Origin of the sequence: Streptomyces sp. Je 1-4 4N24, assembly GCF_026239515.1 — a bacterium.
In the GTDB taxonomy this organism is placed as follows: domain Bacteria; phylum Actinomycetota; class Actinomycetes; order Streptomycetales; family Streptomycetaceae; genus Streptomyces; species Streptomyces nigrescens.
Window position 1 is genome coordinate 5,040,455 of sequence record NZ_CP110836.1, and the last position, 18,208, is coordinate 5,058,662.

Annotated in this window: 16 protein-coding genes; 8 read left to right on the forward strand and 8 right to left on the reverse strand. The window is 70.9% G+C overall.

What is annotated here, in order from left to right; all coding sequences use genetic code 11:
• Positions 1 to 24: 24 nt before the first annotated feature.
• From SLV14N_RS21975 to SLV14N_RS21990, 4 genes are all read right to left on the reverse strand, one after another.
• Positions 25 to 1,236 carry a DUF5667 domain-containing protein gene (locus SLV14N_RS21975; protein ID WP_208682954.1) on the reverse strand — a complete coding sequence of 404 codons (1,212 nt, stop codon included), beginning with the start codon at positions 1,234 to 1,236 and terminating at the stop codon, positions 25 to 27.
• A gap of 277 nt (positions 1,237 to 1,513) precedes the next feature.
• Entirely contained in the window at positions 1,514 to 2,299 is a 786-nt protein-coding gene (locus tag SLV14N_RS21980; protein ID WP_006604745.1) for an ECF subfamily RNA polymerase sigma factor, BldN family, read from the reverse strand.
• Positions 2,300 to 2,629: 330 nt separating this feature from the next.
• Positions 2,630 to 3,571: an HAD family phosphatase gene (locus SLV14N_RS21985; protein WP_018091038.1), complete on the reverse strand. Its 942-nt coding sequence runs from the start codon at positions 3,569 to 3,571 to the stop codon at positions 2,630 to 2,632.
• 180 nt (positions 3,572 to 3,751) lie between these two features.
• Complete coding sequence (locus SLV14N_RS21990; RefSeq protein WP_263270734.1) at positions 3,752 to 4,030, reverse strand: glutaredoxin family protein; 279 nt, start codon at positions 4,028 to 4,030, stop codon at positions 3,752 to 3,754.
• A 332-nt stretch (positions 4,031 to 4,362) separates the two neighbouring features.
• Between SLV14N_RS21990 and SLV14N_RS21995 the strand changes: the two genes are divergently transcribed.
• The 6 genes from SLV14N_RS21995 to SLV14N_RS22020 all read left to right on the forward strand — a co-directional run bounded on the left by SLV14N_RS21995 (position 4,363) and on the right by SLV14N_RS22020 (position 10,619).
• Positions 4,363 to 5,136, forward strand: coding sequence for a redox-sensing transcriptional repressor Rex (locus SLV14N_RS21995; RefSeq protein WP_208682957.1), 774 nt, complete (start codon positions 4,363 to 4,365; stop codon positions 5,134 to 5,136).
• A complete protein-coding gene (locus SLV14N_RS22000) occupies positions 5,133 to 6,500 on the forward strand; it encodes a glutamyl-tRNA reductase (RefSeq protein ID WP_208682959.1) in 1,368 nt (455 codons plus the stop codon). The genes SLV14N_RS21995 and SLV14N_RS22000 overlap by 4 nt, the downstream gene beginning before the upstream one ends.
• Complete coding sequence (gene hemC, locus SLV14N_RS22005) at positions 6,497 to 7,525, forward strand: hydroxymethylbilane synthase (RefSeq protein ID WP_263270735.1); 1,029 nt, start codon at positions 6,497 to 6,499, stop codon at positions 7,523 to 7,525. The genes SLV14N_RS22000 and hemC overlap by 4 nt, the downstream gene beginning before the upstream one ends.
• Entirely contained in the window at positions 7,522 to 9,171 is a 1,650-nt protein-coding gene (locus tag SLV14N_RS22010) for a bifunctional uroporphyrinogen-III C-methyltransferase/uroporphyrinogen-III synthase (protein WP_263270736.1), read from the forward strand. Before hemC ends, SLV14N_RS22010 begins: the two co-directional genes overlap by 4 nt.
• A 129-nt stretch (positions 9,172 to 9,300) precedes the next feature.
• On the forward strand, positions 9,301 to 10,290 hold the full coding sequence (gene hemB, locus SLV14N_RS22015) for a porphobilinogen synthase (protein ID WP_263270737.1): 990 nt from the start codon (positions 9,301 to 9,303) through the stop codon (positions 10,288 to 10,290).
• Positions 10,291 to 10,436: 146 nt separating this feature from the next.
• Positions 10,437 to 10,619, forward strand: a complete 183-nt coding sequence (locus SLV14N_RS22020) for a CsbD family protein (RefSeq protein WP_208682968.1) — start codon at positions 10,437 to 10,439, stop codon at positions 10,617 to 10,619.
• 193 nt (positions 10,620 to 10,812) lie between these two features.
• On the opposite strand, the gene argS is transcribed toward SLV14N_RS22020, so the two are convergent.
• On the reverse strand, positions 10,813 to 12,588 hold the full coding sequence (gene argS / locus SLV14N_RS22025) for an arginine--tRNA ligase (RefSeq protein ID WP_208682970.1): 1,776 nt from the start codon (positions 12,586 to 12,588) through the stop codon (positions 10,813 to 10,815).
• A gap of 175 nt (positions 12,589 to 12,763) precedes the next feature.
• Here argS and lysS point away from each other — a divergent pair, with 175 nt between their 5' ends.
• Both lysS and SLV14N_RS22035 read left to right on the forward strand, forming a co-directional pair.
• Positions 12,764 to 14,485, forward strand: coding sequence for a lysine--tRNA ligase (lysS, locus tag SLV14N_RS22030; RefSeq protein ID WP_263270738.1), 1,722 nt, complete (start codon positions 12,764 to 12,766; stop codon positions 14,483 to 14,485).
• Positions 14,486 to 14,611: 126 nt separating this feature from the next.
• A complete protein-coding gene (locus tag SLV14N_RS22035; protein ID WP_093644988.1) occupies positions 14,612 to 14,827 on the forward strand; it encodes a hypothetical protein in 216 nt (71 codons plus the stop codon).
• Positions 14,828 to 14,868: 41 nt separating this feature from the next.
• Here the strand turns inward: SLV14N_RS22035 and SLV14N_RS22040 are convergent, their stop codons facing one another.
• From SLV14N_RS22040 to SLV14N_RS22050, 3 genes are all read right to left on the reverse strand, one after another.
• Positions 14,869 to 16,086: a DUF2637 domain-containing protein gene (locus tag SLV14N_RS22040; protein WP_263270740.1), complete on the reverse strand. Its 1,218-nt coding sequence runs from the start codon at positions 16,084 to 16,086 to the stop codon at positions 14,869 to 14,871.
• A 203-nt stretch (positions 16,087 to 16,289) separates the two neighbouring features.
• Positions 16,290 to 17,000 (reverse strand): DUF3558 family protein, encoded by a 711-nt coding sequence (locus tag SLV14N_RS22045; protein WP_263270741.1) that lies wholly within the window; start codon positions 16,998 to 17,000, stop codon positions 16,290 to 16,292.
• Positions 17,001 to 17,201: 201 nt separating this feature from the next.
• A complete protein-coding gene (locus SLV14N_RS22050) occupies positions 17,202 to 18,110 on the reverse strand; it encodes a hypothetical protein (protein WP_263270742.1) in 909 nt (302 codons plus the stop codon).
• Between the last annotated feature and the right edge of the window lie 98 nt (positions 18,111 to 18,208).

Sequence of the window (18,208 nt, forward strand, 5' to 3'; positions counted from 1 at the left end):
GCGCGCCGGCACCGGACCGATCCGCTACTTCGGGAGATCCTCGCCGTCGATGCCCAGACCGGGAAGCAGTCCCGGAATCAGCGGCGGGAGAGTGACATCGGGCTGGCCGCCGGTGTCCCTGCCACCGCTGTGGCCCCGGTCGTGCGGCGACGGGCTGCCGCCCTTGGACGGCGGGTCGAGCAGCCCACCCGTATTGCCGCCGAGCAGGCCGTCCTCCTGGGAGGGTGACGCCGACGGGCGCGGGGCGTGCGGGCCGCCGGAGTGCTTGCCGTGGGCGGACTTGCTGCCGGACGGTGCCGGGCGGCCGTCGGAGCCGGAGCCGGTGCCCGCGGAGGCGGGCGTGTCGCGGTGGTGGCGCCTGCTGTCCGGGGTGGGCGGCAGCAGCGAGCGGAGCGGACCGACCTCTTTGTCCATGGCGTCGAAGACCGAACTGACCTCGTCGCGGACGTCCGTGAGCTGCACCGGGAGTTTGTCGCGCAGATGCGACCAGGTGCCGCGATGGGACCGCGTGAAGGAGTTCAGCGCCTGGATGGGGCCGAGTGAGCCGTCGCGCTCATACGCCGCGTGCAGCAGGCGGTGGCCCTCGCCCGCGTCGTGCCGGATGCCGGAGAGCGCCTTGCGGATCTCGCCGAGCGACTCGTGGTCGAGGTCGGCGAGCCGGGCGCGCTCCATCAGCCGGCGGACCTCCATCATGCGGGTGGAGGCCTGGTCGAGAAGGAGCCGGCCGCGGTCGGAGTCATCGTCGGCCATACCGAGCCGCAGGTCCTCCATGCCGCGCTTGAGGCCGTAGAGGGAGTCGCCGGGGAGGGCATCGGAGCTGGCCGCGGCGACACCGCTGAAGGCGCCGGCGGCGACGCCGACCGTCAGCCCGCCTGCCGCCAGCCCCTTGGAGAGGCGGGAGCGCGGGCGCAGCCGGCCGATCGATTTCGTGGCGCGGTGCGCGCCCTTGTGTTCGCGCTGCTCGGGCACCCTGGCACCGTCGGACGGAGCGCCTTCGGCGAAGGCGGCCTCCATCGCGGCGATGAGCTGGGCGCGCTGGACAGTCTTGACCTCGGTGGCCATCTCCGGCCCCGGGAGTTTCCCGAGGCCGTCGGCGACCGCCAACAGCCGTGCTTCGCCCGGCGCTTGGGCCGGATTGTCGACCTGGTCCTCGGCCGCCGCGCCCTCGAGGACCTGCTCCTCCAGGGCCTGGGCGAAGGCGTTGGCCCGCCGGTGCACCGAGACATTTGCGATCACGGGCGGCACCTCCTCTCGTCATCCCGCTCGACTCCCCGGACTGGCTTTGACTGTCCAGATGGACCGGATGGTTGCACGCCGTGGTCCGCGGCCACTCGATCGAGTGAGAGGCAGCGGGCATGGCGTGACCGCATGGAGCCTGCATCCCGCACAACGAGCGGCGCGGCACTCGGGTTACGCACTCACGATGATCTGACCGACCGGGCATGGGCGGTCGCCGAGAGTGAGCAAATGACGGCGTGGGACGGGTCGTCGGCGCATGTGGACAGGGGGTGGGTCAGCGGGCGTCTTCGGGGAGCAGCCGCGCGAGGGTGCGGACCGCGCGGTACTGGAGGGTCTTGATCGCGCCCTCGTTCTTGCCCATGACGCGGGCGGTCTCGGCGACCGAGAGGCCCTGCAGAAAGCGCAGCGTGACGCACTCCTGCTGTTGGGGGTTGAGCTTGCGTACCGCCTCCAGGAGGGCGGCGTTGGAGAGGGACTCGAGGACCGAGTCCTCGGGGCTGCGCTCGACCTCGTTGGCGTCGAGCATCTCTCCGGTGGTGACTTCCAGGCGGAAGCGGGAGGACTTGAAGTGGTCGGCCACGAGATTGCGGGCGATGGTCACCAGCCAGGCGCCGAAGTCACGGCCCTGCCAGGTGAACGTGCCGATGCGGCGCAGAGCCCGCAGAAAGGTCTCGCTGGTGAGGTCCTCGGCCGTGGCACGGCCGCCGACGCGGTAGTAGATGTAGCGGTAGACCGTGTCGGCGTACTGGTCGTAGAGGCGGCCGAAGGCTTCGGCCTCGCCGGCCTGGGCTCGTTCGACGAGGTCCATCATGCGACGGCTGTCGCTGTCGGCGGGACGACGGGCGGTGGTCGTGCCGGTGCCGGAGCGGCGGGTTCTGCCGGCGGCCTTTCCGACCGCAGCACTCCCGTCGGCCAGGGCATAGCAGGGTCCGGCGGCGGGGACGGCTGAGGCGAATGCGGGGACGGCGTACGCGGTGGGGACAAAACTGCGCAGGTGGTCGACGAGTGTCGTACGCAGCGTAGCCAGGCCCGAGGCGTCAACCCCGACGTGTGGGTACACGGGACTCCCAGAGGCAGAGCTTCCATCACGTGCAGTGCGGGACCGTTCACTCGTCGTAGGGACGTGTGGGTTCCGGATTGCGTCTGAGGAGAATAACGCTTCGTACAGGCAGCGCTACACCCAGTTGCTCAAATCATCGATTAGTTACGGTCCGTGCCGGGTTGGTGGCAGATCAAGTATCGAATACTGAGCAACTATTGATCGGAAGGGAACGCAATCTGCCTGGTTGGAAGGCGTGTTGTGGCTGACCGACAGCGGCGGGACTGAGGGGACGGCGGAGGGGGTAGGGAGTGGGGATGGCCGTCCGGCCGGCTCGGTGATCAGGCCTGGTCAGCGGCGCCGGCGCTGGAGTGCGACCGCGGCCGCGGCGCCGCCGGCGAGGGCACCGACCCCGGCCGCCGCGGGGATGCCGATCTTGGCCGCTTTCCGGCCGGTGCGGTAGTCGCGCAGCCGCCAGCCCTGTTCCCGGGCGTGCTTGCGCAGGCGGCTGTCGGGGTTGATCGCGTACGGGTGCCCGACGAGCGAGAGCATCGGGATGTCGTTGGCGGAGTCGCTGTAGGCGGCGCAGTGCGACAGGTCCAGGCCCTCGCCCGCCGCCAGGGCGCGGACCGCCTCGGCCTTGGCGGGGCCGTGCAGCGGCTCGCCCACCAGCTTGCCCGTGTAGACACCGCCGACGGACTCGGCGACGGTGCCGAGCGCGCCGGTCAGGCCGAGCCGGCGGGCGATGATCGTCGCGGTCTCGACGGGGGCCGCGGTCACCAGCCAGACCTTCTGGCCGGCGTCGAGGTGGGCCTGGGCCAGGGCGCGGGTGCCGGGCCAGACCCGCTCGGCCATGTACTCGTCGTAGATCTCCTCGCCGATGGACATCAGCTCGGCGACGCGGTGGCCCTGGACGATGGACAGCGCGCTGTTGCGGACGTCCGCCATGTGCTCGGGGTTCTCCGAGCCGGCGAGCCGGAAGTAGATCTGCTGCCAGGCGAAGCGGGCCAGGTCGCGCTTGTGGAAGAAGTGCCGCTTGTACAGGCCGCGGCCGAAGTGGAAGAGCGCCGCGCCCTGCATGACGGTGTTGTCCAGGTCGAAGAAGGCGGCGGCCGCCGTGTCCCCGACGACCGGGAATTCGGGCTCCGCGGGCGTCTCCTCGACCGGCGGCGCCTCCTGGGAGGACTTGCGGGCGGCCTCGGCCGCGGCCTCGCCGGCCAGCACGCTGCGGGCCGTGGCGGGGCGTCTGCGGCGAGGGATCCAGCCCAGGTCGAAGAGCGCCCCGGAGGGCATCCAGCCGGATCGGCGAGCGGGCGACATGCCGACAGCGTAGCCAGTTTGTTCGGTGCAGCCGGTTACGGGCGCGTGTCAGGAAGGCCTGGGGCGGCGGACGGTGGCGTTACGGCCATCCGCACGGCCCTCCCGTACGGCCGTCCGTGGCCGTTTCGCGCGGCTCCGGGGAGCGCGGAAGGCTCAGGCACCCAGGGCCGTACGCAGCCGTTTCGGGTCGACCCGCCAGAAGTCGTGCTGGGCGCCGTCGACGAGGATGACCGGAATCTGCTCCCAGTACTTGCGGTGCAGCTCGGCGTCCTCGGTGATGTCCTTCTTCTCCCACGACGCGCCGGTCTCGGCGCAGACCTTCTCGATCACGGCCTGGGCGTCGTCGCAGAGGTGGCAGCCCGGCTTGCCGATCAGGGTGACCATCCGGTCGGCGGGGCTCTTGCGGGGGCTGCGGCTGAACAAGGGGGCCATGGAGCCATTGTGCCGGGTCACGGCGGTGCCCGGTCCGGCCCGGTTCGATTACCATCGGTGGGCGATTTGTAGGTTTCCGGGGGTATAGCGGTAAGGAGTGAGAGCGCGTGCTCCCGTCGGCGCTGCCCCGTGAAACGGGTGGCGCGAGTGAACGGTGTGACGTGGGAGTTGGTTCCGCGGAGGCCTGTAATAGCCGCGTGACCCCGGTCACTTTGGGCGGACAAACCGGACACCATCTTTGTGCACGCGTTCACAAAGACATAGCCTGCAGAAGACAGGGCGGTCGGGTTCCATGCGGTCGCCCGCAGCCCCGCTCTACCCGCAGGAGCACCGTGGCAACTGGCCGAACTCACCGACCGGCGACCCGCAGCCGAGGCATTCCCGAGGCCACCGTCGCCCGGCTTCCGCTGTATCTGCGTGCACTGACCGCGCTCTCCGAGCGCTCGGTACCCACGGTCTCCTCCGAGGAGCTCGCGGCCGCGGCGGGGGTCAACTCCGCCAAGCTGCGCAAGGACTTCTCCTACCTCGGCTCGTACGGGACCCGCGGCGTGGGCTACGACGTGGAGTACCTCGTCTACCAGATCTCGCGTGAACTGGGGCTGACCCAGGATTGGCCGGTTGTCATCGTCGGTATCGGTAACCTCGGCGCCGCGCTCGCCAACTACGGAGGCTTCGCCTCGCGTGGCTTCCGCGTCGCCGCGCTGATCGACGCCGACCCCGGCATGGCCGGCAAGCCCGTCGCGGGCATCGCGGTCCAGCACACCGATGAGCTGGAGCACATCATCGAGAGCAACGGCGTCTCGATCGGCGTCATCGCCACGCCGGCCGGGGCCGCCCAGCAGGTCTGTGAGCGCCTGGTCGCCGCCGGTGTCACCTCGATCCTCAACTTCGCGCCGACCGTACTGACCGTGCCCGACGGGGTGGACGTACGCAAGGTCGACCTGTCGATAGAGCTGCAGATCCTCGCCTTCCACGAGCAGCGCAAGGCCGGCGAGGAGGGCGGGCCCGACACGGGTGGGCCGGCTGCGGCCGCCCGGGCCGCCGCCGCGGTGGCGGACGATCGCAAGGGACCTGACGGGGACATGCCCGCCGTGATGCCGGCATGACGCTCCTGGTCGTCGGACTGAGCCATCGCAGCGCGCCGGTGAGCGTGCTGGAGCGGGCCGCGCTCGCCCCGGAGGCGCGCGGCAAGCTGCTGCAGGACGCGGTGTCGGCCGAACCGGTCACCGAGTCCGCGGTGCTCTCCACCTGCAACCGCATCGAGCTCTACGCCGACGTGGACAAGTTCCACGCCGGTGTCGCCGAGCTGTCCACCCTCCTGGCCCGCCACAGCGGCGCCGGCCTGGAGGAGCTCACCCCTTATCTCTATGTCCACTACGAGGACCGGGCCGTCCACCACCTCTTCTCGGTGGCCTGCGGCCTGGACTCGATGGTCGTCGGCGAGGGCCAGATCCTCGGGCAGATCAAGGACGCACTGGCCGTCGCCCAGGAACAGCACACCGCGGGCCGGCTGCTGAACGACCTCTTCCAGCAGGCCCTGCGGGTGGGCAAGCGCGCCCACAGCGAGACCGGCATCGACAAGGCCGGCCAGTCGCTGGTCACCTTCGGGCTGGAGCAGCTCGCGGCCGGCCGGGACGTCGAGGACTGGGCGCGCGGCAAGCGGGCGCTGGTCATCGGCGCCGGATCGATGTCGTCGCTGGCCGCCACCACCCTCGTACGGGCCGGCGTCGGCGAGCTGGCCGTCGCCAACCGCACCGTCGAGCGCGCCGAGCGGCTGGTCCGGATCCTCACCGAGCCGGGCGGGACCGGCGCCGCCACCGGGCTCGCCGCCCGTGCGGTGGCGATGACCTCCGTCCCGGAGGAGCTGGCGCTCGCCGACATCGTGGTGTCCTGTACCGGCGCGACCGGCCTGGTCCTGGCCGGCGAGATGGTCGCGGCCGCGCGTGACGGGCGCGAGGCGCCGCTGGCGCTGCTCGATCTCGCCATGCCGCGGGACATAGATGCCGCGGTGCACCGGATCGACGGCGCGCACCTCGTCGACATCGAGTCGCTGGCCGACGCGTCCGCTGACGCGCCGATGGCGGCCGACGTGGACAAGGTGCGCGGCATCGTCTCCGACGAGGTCGCCGCCTTCGGCGCCGCCCAGAGGGCCGCGCACATCACTCCCACCGTGGTCGCCCTGCGCACCATGGCCGCGGACGTCGTCGCCGGTGAGATCGCCCGGCTCGACGGCCGCCTGCCCGACCTGGACGACAAGCAGCGCGCCGAGATCACCCAGACCGTGCGCCGCGTCGTCGACAAACTCCTGCATGCGCCCACCGTCCGGGTCAAGCAGCTGGCCAGCGAGCCCGGCGGCGCCGGGTACGCGGACGCCCTGCGGGAACTCTTCGATCTCGACCCCCAGACGGTCGCCGCCGTCAGCCGGGCCGACACGCGCGCCGACAGGCACGATGCACGGGAGCGGTCATGACCAACAGCACAACGAGAGCACTGCGGCTGGGCACGCGGCGCAGCAAGCTCGCCATGGCCCAGTCCGGGCAGATCGCCGAGGTGGTGCGCGCGCTCACGGGCCGCCCCGTCGAACTGGTGGAGATCACCACCTACGGCGACACCTCCCGCGAGCACCTCGCGCAGATCGGCGGCACCGGTGTGTTCGTCTCCGCGCTGCGGGACGCGCTGCTCGCCGGGGAGATCGACTTCGCCGTCCACTCGCTCAAGGACCTGCCCACCGCGCAGCCTGACACCCTGACCCTGGCAGCCATACCCGTACGGGAAGACCCCCGGGACGCGCTGATCGCCAGGGACGGGCTCACCTTTGAGCAGCTGACCGCCGACGAGGACCGGGTTGCCCGCATCGGCACCGGCTCGCCCAGGAGGATGGCGCAGCTGAACGCCTGGGCCAGGTCGCTGGGCCGGCGTGTGGAGACCGTGCCGATACGCGGGAACATCGACACCCGCATCGGCTTCGTCGAAAAGGGCGAACTGGACGCGGTCGTACTGGCCGCCGCCGGGCTCACCCGCATCGGCCGGATCGACGAGGCGACGCAGCTGCTGTCGCCCGACGTGGTTTTGCCTGCCCCCGGCCAGGGGGCGCTGGCGATCGAGTGCGCCGCGGTCAACGCGGACCTCGCCGCCCGGCTCAGCGAGCTCGACGACCCGGACACCCGGGCCGCCGTGACCGCCGAGCGATCCCTGCTCGCCGCCCTGGAGGCCGGCTGTTCCGCACCCGTCGGAGCACTGGCCGACCTTTCCCCAAGCTCTCGACTTCGCTCGAGCAGGGGAGGCCCCAAGGCTGACGAGCAGGCTGTCACCGAATTGCACCTGCGCGGTGTCGTCGGCACGACCGACGGCAGCACGCTGGTGCAGATGTCCACCACCGGGCACGTACCCGCCTCTCCCGACGAGCTGTCGACCCCGCTGAACATGGGTCGGGAACTCGCCGCCGAGATGCTCGCAAAGGGTGCGGCCGGTCTTATGGGGGAGCGAGCACTTTGAACCCCACCGCCCCAAACCACTCCGCCTCCGGTCAGGTCACCTTCCTGGGTGCCGGGCCGGGAGACCCGGGTCTGCTGACGCTGCGTGCCGTGGAGGCGCTGGCCTCCGCGGACGTACTGATCGCCGACCCGCAGGTGCTGGACGTCGTGCGCGTGCATGCCCGCGCACAGGTGGACACACCACTGCAGGCATCAGCTGACGAGGCGTCAATCCCCGCCGACGTCCCGGCCCTTAGGGACACCGCCAATCTTGTCATGGCGGCCGCCCGTGCGGGCAAGCGGGTCGTACGTGCCGTCACCGGAGACCCCGGCCTGGACGGATACGTCGCCGAGGAGATGCTGGCCTGCGCCGCCGAAGGCATCGTCTTCGAGGTCGTGCCCGGTATCGCCGCGGCCGTCGGCGTGCCCGCGTACGCCGGTGTCCCGCTGCGGGACGCGCAGGGCACCGATGTGCGCTTCATCGACGCCCGCAGCGCCGATGCGCGCTGCTGGGCCGAAGTGGGTGCCAGCGACGCCACCGCCGTCGTCTCCACCACCCTCGACTTGGTGGCCGCGGCCGCCGGTGAGCTGGTGTCCGGAGGCCGCAAGCCCGACACCCCGCTGACCGTCACCGTCGCCGGCACCACCACCCGCCAGCGCACCTGGACCGCCACCCTCGGGTCGGTCGCGCAGGTGCTCAAGGCCGCCAAGGTGCTGCCGTCGGCGGACGGCGGCCAGCCGGTCATAGCCGTGGTCGGTGAGCGCAGTGCCGCCGCGCAGCGCGACCGCCTTTCGTGGTTCGAGTCCAAGCCGCTCTTCGGCTGGCGGGTGCTCGTGCCGCGTACGAAGGAGCAGGCCGCGTCGCTCTCCGACCAGCTCGTCTCGTACGGTGCGGTGCCGCACGAGGTCCCGACCATCGCCGTCGAACCGCCGCGTACCCCGCAGCAGATGGAGCGTGCGGTCAAGGGCCTGGTCACCGGCCGCTACGAGTGGATCGCCTTCACCTCGGTCAATGCCGTCAAGGCCGTCCGGGAGAAGTTCGAGGAGTACGGCCTGGATGCCCGCGCGTTCGCCGGGATCAAGGTCGCCGCGGTCGGGGAGCAGACCGCCAAGGCGCTGGTCGCCTTCGGTGTGAAGCCCGACCTGGTGCCGAGCGGTGAGCAGTCCGCCGCCGGTCTGCTGGAGGACTGGCCGCCCTACGACCCGGTCTTCGACCCGATCGACCGCGTCTTCCTGCCGCGTGCCGACATCGCCACCGAGACCCTGGTCGCCGGGCTGATCGAGCTGGGCTGGGAGGTCGACGACGTCACCGCCTACCGGACCGTGCGCGCCTCGCCGCCGCCGGCCGAGACCCGCGAGGCGATCAAGGGCGGCGGCTTCGACGCCGTGCTCTTCACGTCCTCGTCGACCGTGCGGAACCTCGTCGGTATCGCCGGCAAGCCGCACAACGTCACCGTGATCGCCTGTATCGGCCCGGCCACCGCCAAGACCGCCGAGGAGCACGGGCTGCGCGTGGACGTCATGTCGCCCGAGCCCTCGGTGCACAAGCTGGCCGAGGCGCTCGCGGACTTCGGGGCGGCGCGGCGCGACACCGCGCTGGAGGCCGGGGACCCGGTCACCCGGCCGAGCGAGCGGCGGCCCGGATCGCGCCGGAGAGCGCGTAGCTAGCACGGTTCGTACGGCTTTGAAGGGCGCCTCTTCCGGGGCGCCCTTCTGGTTGTGCGCCGGAGCCCGGACCCGTCCCGTCCGACGGCCCGTCGGCAAAGGCATGCGCAAAGCGGGCGTAGCGTGGGCGGTATGACGAAGTACGGAAGCTTCCCCGGTGCGCGGCCCCGGCGGCTGCGTACCACCCCCGCCATGCGGCGGATGGTGGCCGAACACCGGCTGCACCCCGCCGACCTGATCCTTCCCGCGTTCGTACGGGAGGGGGTCAGCGAGCCGGTGCCGATCTCCGCCATGCCGGGCGTGGTCCAGCACACCCGTGACACGCTGCGCAAGGCCGCCGCCGAGGCGGCCGGGGCCGGGGTCGCCGGGATCATGCTGTTCGGGGTGCCCGAGGACGCCAGGAAGGACGCCCTCGGCACGGCCGGCACCGACCCGGACGGCATCCTGCAGGTCGCCATCCGGGACGTGAAGGCCGAGGTCGGCGACGAACTCGTGATCATGTCGGACCTGTGCCTGGACGAGTACACCGACCACGGGCACTGCGGTGTCCTGGACGACGCCGGCCGGGTCGACAACGACGCGACGCTGGAGCGCTACGCCGAGATGGCGCAGGTCCAGGCCGACGCGGGCGTCCATGTCGTGGGCCCCAGCGGGATGATGGACGGCCAGGTCGGTGTCATCCGCGACGCGCTCGACCAGACCGGCCACGAGGACGTCTCGGTCCTCGCCTACACCGCGAAGTACTCCTCCGCCTTCTACGGGCCCTTCCGCGAGGCCATCGGCTCGTCCCTCAAGGGCGACCGCAAGACCTACCAGCAGGACCCGGCCAACCTCCGCGAGTCGCTGCGCGAGCTGGCGCTCGACCTGGAGGAGGGCGCCGACATGGTGATGGTCAAGCCGGCGCTGCCGTACCTCGATGTGCTCGCGAAGATCGCGGACTCGGTGGACGTACCGGTCGCCGCGTACCAGATCTCCGGTGAGTACGCGATGATCGAGGCCGCCGCCGAGAAGGGCTGGATCGACCGCGACAAGGCGATCCTGGAGACGCTGACCGGTATCAAGCGGGCCGGCGCGAACATGATCCTGACGTACTGGGCCACGGAGGTCGCGCGGGGGCTGTGAGCCGCCGGGCGCCCGTACGCCGCACCTGCTCCCGTCCCCGGGCCCCGGGGGCGGGAGCTTTGCTGTGCGCGACGTTTTGTCCGCCCTGTGCCGGGCACGGGACCGGTTGTCAAGGAAGACCGCGACCGGACGAGGAGCGGGTCACCATGACTGCCAAACGCAAGATGCAGGCCAAGGGCGCCCAGGTCATCGGCGCCATGAAGGAAGCCGTCGGCCGGGCGACGCACAACCGCAAGCTGCAGGCCGAGGGGCGGGCGGAGAAGACCGCCGGTCAGGGCCTCGATGTGAGCGAGAAGGCCAAGGACGAGGTACGGAAGCGCTGGCCGTGAGGCGCTGAGGCACTGCGGGGCAGCGGCGCTGCGGTCGTGCGGGCCTGAGGCCGTCCGTCCGCGGCCGGACTCCGCTCTTCCGGCTCCCCCCTGAAGCCGGAGCGGCCCCGTACAACTCCTGTGCTGTACGGGGCCGTTGGGCGGGAGCGTGTGCGACGCGGGCCGCGTGGGCGGCCGGAACGACGCGCGCCGGTCAGAGGCGCTCGGGCGTCCGGATGCCGAGCAGGGCCATGCCCTGGTGGAGGGTGCGGGCGGTCAGGTCGCACAGGAACAGCCGGTTGGCGATCTGGTCCGGGCCGCCCTCGGCCTTCAGGACCGGGCACTGGTCGTAGAAGGTCGTGAACAGCGAGGCGAGGCCGTAGAGGTACGCGGCGAGCTTGTGCGGCTCGTACGAGGCGGCGGCCTCGGCGACGGTCTCGCCGAACTGGTCGAGGTGCAGACCCAGCGCCCGCTCCGCCGGGGCCAGCGGCAGCTCCGGGTGCGCCGCGGGGGCCACGTCACCGGCCTTGCGGAAGATCGACCGGATCCGGGCGTAGGCGTACTGGAGGTACACCGAGGTGTCGCCGTTCAGCGAGACCATCTGGTCCAGGTCGAACTTGTAGTCACGGCTGGCCGACGTCGACAGGTCCGCGTACTTCACGGCGCCGATGCCGACCTGCGCGCCGTTGCCGGTGATCTCCTCCTCGGTGAGGCCGATGGGCTCGCCCTTCTCCCGCACCACCGCGGTCGCCCGGTCGATCGCCTCGTCCAGCAGGTCCACCAGCCGCACCGTCTCGCCCTCACGGGTCTTGAACGGCTTGCCGTCCTTGCCGAGGACCGTGCCGAACGCCAGCTGCACCGCATGCGTCTTGTCGTCCAGCCAGCCGGCCCGGCGGGCGGTCTCGAAGACCATCTTGAAGTGCAGGGACTGACGGGCGTCGACGACGTAGAGCAGCGTGTCGGCGGAGAGGTTCTGGACCCGGTCGCGGATCGCGGAGAGGTCGGTGGCGGCGTAGCCGTAGCCGCCGTTGGTCTTCTTGACGATCAGCGGGACGGGGTTGCCGTCAGGGCCCTTGACGTCGTCGAAGAACACACAGAGGGCGCCCTCGGAGCGCACCGCCACACCGGATTCCTCCAGCAGCCGGCAGGTCTCCTCCAGCATGGCGTTGTAGCCGGACTCACCGACGACATCGGGGTCGTGGATGTCCATGTCCAGCTTGTTGAAGACCGAGTAGAAGTAGATCTTCGACTCGTCGACGAACCGCCGCCACAGGGCCAGCGTCTCCTCGTCACCGGCCTGGAGGTCGACGACCCGGCGCCGGGCGCGCTCCTTGAACTCCTCGTCGGAGTCGAAGAGCGCCCGCGACGCCTTGTAGAGGCGGTTCAGGTTCGACATAGCCTCCTCGCCGGAGACCTCGCCGCCCTTGTGGTCCAGCTCGTGCGGGTGCTCGATGAGGTACTGGATGAGCATGCCGAACTGGGTGCCCCAGTCGCCGATGTGATGCCTGCGGATCACCTTCTCGCCGGTGAACTCCAGGATCTCGACCATCGCCGCGCCGATCACCGCCGACCGCAGATGGCCGACGTGCATCTCCTTCGCCACATTCGGCTGGGCGTAGTCGATGACGGTGGTGCCGGCCCCGTCGGCGTACGGCACGCCCAGCCGGTCGTCGGCGGCGCGCGCGGCGAGGGTCGTGATGATCGCCTCGTCGGCGACGGTGATGTTGAGGAAGCCGGGGCCGGAGACCTCGATCTCCTTGATCACCGCGCCGCTGTCACCCGTGGGGATGCCCGCGACGACCTGCGTGGCCAGCTCCCGCGGATTGCCCTTGAGCTTCTTCGCCAGCGCCAGCATGCCGTTGGCCTGGAAATCCGCCCGGTCGCTACGTCGCAGCAGCGGGTCGACGTCGCGGGCCTCCGGCAGGGCTGCCGAGAGGGCGTCCGCGACGCGCTGGTTGACCGATGCTGCGAGGGAAGTGACCGAGGCCATGGAGATGAGCTCTCTTCCAGAGGGAGGTGTCGCTGGAGTGGAAAGGGTTTGCCAACGAGTATCCCACGGCACTACCACTGATTTTCCGTCTGGGACAATGGGCACCGTCAGGCTTTTGTGCGTCCGCGCGCAGGACGGCGCACCCAGGAAGCACCAGGAAGAGGAAGGGCCGATCGTGGCTCAGCAGAGCACCGAGACCGACTGGGTCTCCAGGTTCGCGGACGAGGTCATTGCCGAGGCGGAGCGCCGCGCCCCCGGCAAACCGATCGTCTGCGCCTCGGGCCTGAGTCCGTCCGGCCCGATCCACCTCGGCAACCTCCGCGAGGTCATGACCCCGCACTTCGTCGCCGACGAGATCCGCCGCCGCGGCTACGAGGTCCGCCACCTCATCTCCTGGGACGACTACGACCGCTACCGCAAGGTTCCGGCCGGCGTCGCGGGCGTCGACGAGTCCTGGGCCGAGCACATCGGCAAGCCGCTGACCTCGGTGCCCGCCCCGGCCGGCTCGGCGTACCCGAACTGGGCCGAGCACTTCAAGGCCGCGATGAGCGAGGCGCTGGCCGAGCTGGGCGTCGACTACGACGGCATCGGCCAGACCGAGCAGTACACCTCCGGTGTCTACCGCGAGCAGGTCCTGCACGCGATGAAGCACCGCGCGGAGATCGACGCGATCCTCGGCCAGTACCGCACGAAGAAGGCCCCGGCGAAGAAGTCGCAGAAGCCGGTCGACGAGGCCGAGCTGGAGGCCGCCGAGGGCTCCGGCGCGGCCGCCGAGGACGACGGCAGCGGCGGCTCGGCCGGCTACTTCCCGTACAAGCCGTACTGCGGGCAGTGCGCGAAGGACCTCACCACGGTCACCTCGTACGACGACGAGACCACCGAGCTGGCCTACACCTGCGCGTGCGGGTTCGGCGAGACGGTCCGGCTGAGCGAGTTCAACCGCGGCAAGCTGGTCTGGAAGGTCGACTGGCCGATGCGGTGGGCCTACGAGGGCGTGATCTTCGAGCCGTCCGGTGTCGACCACTCCTCGCCCGGCTCGTCCTTCGTCGTCGGCGGCCAGATCGTCCGCAAGATCTTCGGCGGCGACCAGCCCATCGGCCCGATGTACGCCTTCGTGGGCATCAGCGGCATGGCCAAGATGTCCTCGTCGCGCGGCGGGGTGCCGACCCCGGGCGATGCGCTGAAGATCATGGAGGCGCCGCTGCTGCGCTGGCTGTACGCGCGCCGCAAGCCCAACCAGTCCTTCAAGATCGCCTTCGACCAGGAGATCCAGCGGCTCTACGACGAGTGGGACAAGCTGGAGTCCAAGGTCGCCGACGGCAGCGCGCTGCCGGCCGACGCCGCCGCGTACTCCCGCGCGGCCCGCACCGCCGCCGGCGAACTGCCCCGTACGCCGCGCCCGCTGCCGTACCGCACCCTCGCCTCGGTCGCGGACATCACGGCCGGCCATGACGAGCAGACGCTCCGGATCCTGAGCGACCTGGACCCGGACAACCCCGTCACCACCCTGGACGAGACCCGGCCGCGGCTCGACAGGGCCGAGTACTGGATCACCACCCAGGTGCCGGCCGAGCAGCGCACCATCGTCCGTGACGAGCCCGACGAGGAGCTGCTAGGCACCCTCGACGAGCAGTCCCGCGGCTCGCTGCGGCTGCTGCTCGACGGCCTGGACACGCACTGGTCGCTGGACGGTCTGACGACGCTGGTCTACGGCGTGCCGAAGGTCCAGGCGGGTCTGGAGCCGGACGCCAAGCCGACCCCGGAGCTGAAGGTCGCCCAGCGCGCGTTCTTCGCCCTGCTCTACAACCTGCTGGTCGGCCGGGACACCGGGCCGCGGCTGCCCACCCTGCTGCTGGCCGTCGGCGCCGACCGGGTGCGCAAGCTGCTCGGCGGCTGACGGGCCGCGGCAGCGCTGCTGCCGCGCTGAGTCGTAGACACCCTCGTGCGGTCTCCGCCTGAGGGAGGAGAAGGGTTCGGCCCCGGGGACGAGGACGCCCGGGACCGGACCCTTCACGCTGGAGCCATGAGAGGTTTACTCGGCTTCATCGTCATGATTCAGGGCGCGATGGGATTCATCGGCCAGGTGTTCTTCGACGGCGCCTGGGGGCTGCTGCCCCACTGGTTCACACTGCCGTCCCCCGCCTACGTCGGCCTCTTCGCGGCCGGTGCGGCGCTGGCCGTATGGGGCGACACGGCCAGGAAGCGCAAGCAGGAGCGGGCGCGCTCGGGGGCGGTGTAGGGGCGGGGCCTACGGGATGTGTTCGGGCCCCGGCCTGCGCGTTACGCGATGTGCTCGTCCATCATCTCCGCGTTGAGGCGGTCGCTGAACCGGTCCATGTAGCGGTTCAGCTCCCGCGACTGGAGGCGGATCCCGTACTGCGCCAGCAGGTTCGCCGCGAACGCGCCCGGTGTCGGCATGCCTTCGCCCTCTATGGAATGCCGGAACACCTGGTACAGGTCCTCGTCGGTCGGGGCCGCGGCCGGTGCCTGGGCAGGCTGCGGGTCCGCCTCGGGGGTGCCCTTGCCGAGCGGACGCGTGCCGCCTGCACCGGTCGGCACCGGGACCTGCGGCTCGGGCTCCGGCGCGCGCGGCGCCGGTACCGGGACCTGCTCGCGCGCCGGCACCTGCTGGTGCTCGTCGTACGAGAGCTGATGCTCCGGCTCCGGGACGTACGTCGGATCGTAGTCACCCTGATACGTCACCTGCTGCGGCGCCGCGAACCACTGGCTCGGCATCTCCTCGGCCGGCTCCTGGGCCTTCGGCTCCAGAGCGGGCGTCACGGACTGCTGGGGCGCCGGCATCAACTGCGGTTCGATGCCCGCCGCGGCAAGCCCCGCGGGAGCGGTCTCTGCCAGCGGCACCCCGTACCGGGCGAGCCGCAGGGGCATCAGGGACTCCACGGGAGCCTTACGACGCCAGCCCCGCCCGAAGCGCGAACGCAGGCGCGCCTGGTACACGAGCCGCTCCTGCTCCAGTTTGATCACCGCGTCGTACGACCGCAGCTCCCACAGCTTCATCCGCCGCCACAACAGGAACGTCGGGACCGGCGACAGCAGCCAGCGTGTGAGGCGCACACCCTCCATGTGCTTGTCCGCCGTGATGTCGGCGATCCGCCCGACGGCGTGCCGGGCGGCCTCGACGGTGACGACGAACAGCACCGGGATGACGGCGTGCATGCCCATGCCCAGGGGATCGGACGCCACGGCGGCATTGAACGCCACGGTCGCGACCGTCAGCAGCCACGCCGCCTGGCGCAACAGCGGGAAGGGCATGCGGATCCAGGTCAGCAGCAGATCCAGCGCGAGCAGGACACAGATGCCCGCGTCGATGCCGATGGGGAAGAAGTAGGCGAAGTCGCCGAAGCCCTTCCTGACGGCAAGTTCCCGCACGGCCGCGTAGGAGCCGGCGAAGCCGATGCCGGCGATGACCACCGCGCCGGCGACGACAACTCCGATGAGTATCCGGTGCGTGCGTGTCAGCTTCAGTGGCGCGGCCACCCGAGAACCCCTCTTAGTCGGTCTGTTGCGAGCGACAGCCTGGCACATGCCTACGGGCGGGCGTGTGCCGGTACGGAGGGGGCCGGGTCACGATTGGGCTCTGACCGGGAGGCGGGGGGCCGGGGGGCCTTCACCTCGATGGTGCAGCTACGGACGCACACCCGCCCCCGGCCGGGCCGGGGGCGCGGGCGGCGTCGCTGCCGTCAGGTGTTGGCCTTGGCGGCGGCGGTGACCGCTTCCTTGGCGGCTGCCTGGGCCTTCTTGAGGAGGTCGGCGCCCTTGGGGGTGTCCGCGCCCGCCAGGCCGGCACCGTTGTAGTTGATCGTGACGACGATGTTGGAGGTGCGGGCGACGACCGTGGTGTTCTTGAAGTCGTTGCCCTCCTTCTTCACGTCGTAGGTGATCGCGGTCGCCTCGTCGCCGGTACCGGAGGTCTTCACGGCCGCCAGCTTCTTGGCGCTCTTGGTGTCCTTCGCCTCGATGACCTGCTTGGTGTAGAAGTCCGTGGCGCGCTTCTCGCCGGAGCCGACGCCCGGGTCGGAGTCGTAGCGCTGGTAGCCGATGTCCAGCCAGCGGAACTGGGTGCCGTCGACGCCGTTCTCGTCGGAGCTGCTCCAGGAGCAGGTGCCGTGGGCGGCGTTGTCCGTGGAGGTGCCGCGCTCCCCGGAGGCGTCCTTCGCCTTGGGCAGCATCTTCTTGACGGTGTCCTTGGAGAACGCCGAGCACGGGTTGGGCAGCTTCTTGAACTTCGCCGGCGCGACGGACGGCGAGGGCTTGGCCGCGCTGCTGGAAGCGGCGGAGGCGGAGGCGTCACCGGAGCTGTCGCTGTCCGAGCCGGAGCAGCCGGCGACGAGCAGCACCGGAACTGCTGCGCAGGTGAGAAGGCTGGCGAGTCGCTTGGCTGAACGGTGCATGGTTCCTTCGCTGTTCGTCGTCGTCAGGCCGGCGTGGTGCACGACCGTGGCGGTGGTCCGCCTTTCCTCCCGTACGGGCAGGGCTAGGGGCACGGTACGCGGCGCGGCGAGGTGGGTGACCGGTTCCTGTCGATGAGCGCAACGCCCAAACCGGGCGTATCTCCTTGCACTTACCTATTCGGTCAATCTTCCTGATCCGGACTATTCGCTGAGGCTCTCGGACAGCTCGCCGGCCAGCGAACGGGCCTTGTCCTGCAGTTCCTGGCTCTCCGGCAACATCGTCTTGTCCGTGGACCACTGGTCGTAGGTGAGCGTCACGATGACGTTCGACGTGCGAAAGACCACAGTGACATCGCGGTGCACACCCGAGTCCGCTGTGACCAATTTGTCATTGAGGAAGGCCGCGTCCCCGAGGTCGTCCAGGACGCGCGGGGCGGTGGAGTCGCTCAGGTCCGCACTGGGGTCCGCACTCGGGTCCGTACTCGGGCCGGACGCCCCCGAGGGGCTTCCGGAGGGTGCCTTCCCCTTCCCGCCCGTCGAGTTCCCGCCCGTCGAGCTGTTCGTGGTGGTCCCTTCGCCCTTGCTCTCGCCCTTCCCCTTCGTGGCGGACGGGCTCGGGGTGGTGGGCGAGGGGGAGCCGCTGCCGCCGGGCGGGATCTGTGCGGCCAGCTCCTTGCTGTCGTAGATCCCCTGCGCCTTGTCGTCATCGCTGACGGCGGCGTCGTACGACACCACGCGCTGGATGTCGAGGCTCAGATGGCGGGTGCCCGCGGTGGTCTCGCGGGTCCAGCGGCAGCCGACACGGCGGTCGGTGTCGTAGGTGATGTCGGGCTGGCCGTCGAAGATCTTCTTGGCCTCGGCGCGCGAAAGTCGCTGGTCGCCGCCGGGCAGCATGCCGCGGAGGGTGCCGCGCGCGGGCAGCCCGCAGGCCTCGGGGAGGGTCTGGTAGCGGCCCGGTTCGGCGGCCGGGCTCGACGAGGCGGTGCCGCCGCTCTTGGCGTCGCCGGCCTCGTCGCCGGTGCTGGAGCCGCCGGTGCAGGCGGTGAGGCCGGCGGCCAGCGCCGCGGCCACCACCAGTGCGGCGCCGGGTACGAACGGCTTGCGTGGCATCGCTCGCGGCTCCTTCCCCTACGAAATGCGGTTGCCGCCGGTCAGCGGCCGATGGACACAATGTCTACCGCACGTCTTGCCGCGCATGCCGGTTCGCC

Bases quoted from the DNA above. Each gene is read 5' to 3' on its own strand.
- SLV14N_RS21985 (WP_018091038.1), bottom strand. From the start codon at position 3,571: ATGCCCTCCGGGGCGCTCTTCGACCTGGGCTGGATCCCTCGCCGCAGA.
- SLV14N_RS21990 (WP_263270734.1), bottom strand. From the start codon at position 4,030: ATGGCCCCCTTGTTCAGCCGCAGCCCCCGCAAGAGCCCCGCCGACCGG.
- SLV14N_RS22000 (WP_208682959.1), top strand. From the start codon at position 5,133: ATGACGCTCCTGGTCGTCGGACTGAGCCATCGCAGCGCGCCGGTGAGC.
- hemC (WP_263270735.1), top strand. From the start codon at position 6,497: ATGACCAACAGCACAACGAGAGCACTGCGGCTGGGCACGCGGCGCAGC.
- hemB (WP_263270737.1), top strand. From the start codon at position 9,301: ATGACGAAGTACGGAAGCTTCCCCGGTGCGCGGCCCCGGCGGCTGCGT.
- SLV14N_RS22020 (WP_208682968.1), top strand. From the start codon at position 10,437: ATGACTGCCAAACGCAAGATGCAGGCCAAGGGCGCCCAGGTCATCGGC.
- argS (WP_208682970.1), bottom strand. From the start codon at position 12,588: ATGGCCTCGGTCACTTCCCTCGCAGCATCGGTCAACCAGCGCGTCGCG.
- SLV14N_RS22035 (WP_093644988.1), top strand. From the start codon at position 14,612: ATGAGAGGTTTACTCGGCTTCATCGTCATGATTCAGGGCGCGATGGGA.
- SLV14N_RS22045 (WP_263270741.1), bottom strand. From the start codon at position 17,000: ATGCACCGTTCAGCCAAGCGACTCGCCAGCCTTCTCACCTGCGCAGCA.
- SLV14N_RS22050 (WP_263270742.1), bottom strand. From the start codon at position 18,110: ATGCCACGCAAGCCGTTCGTACCCGGCGCCGCACTGGTGGTGGCCGCG.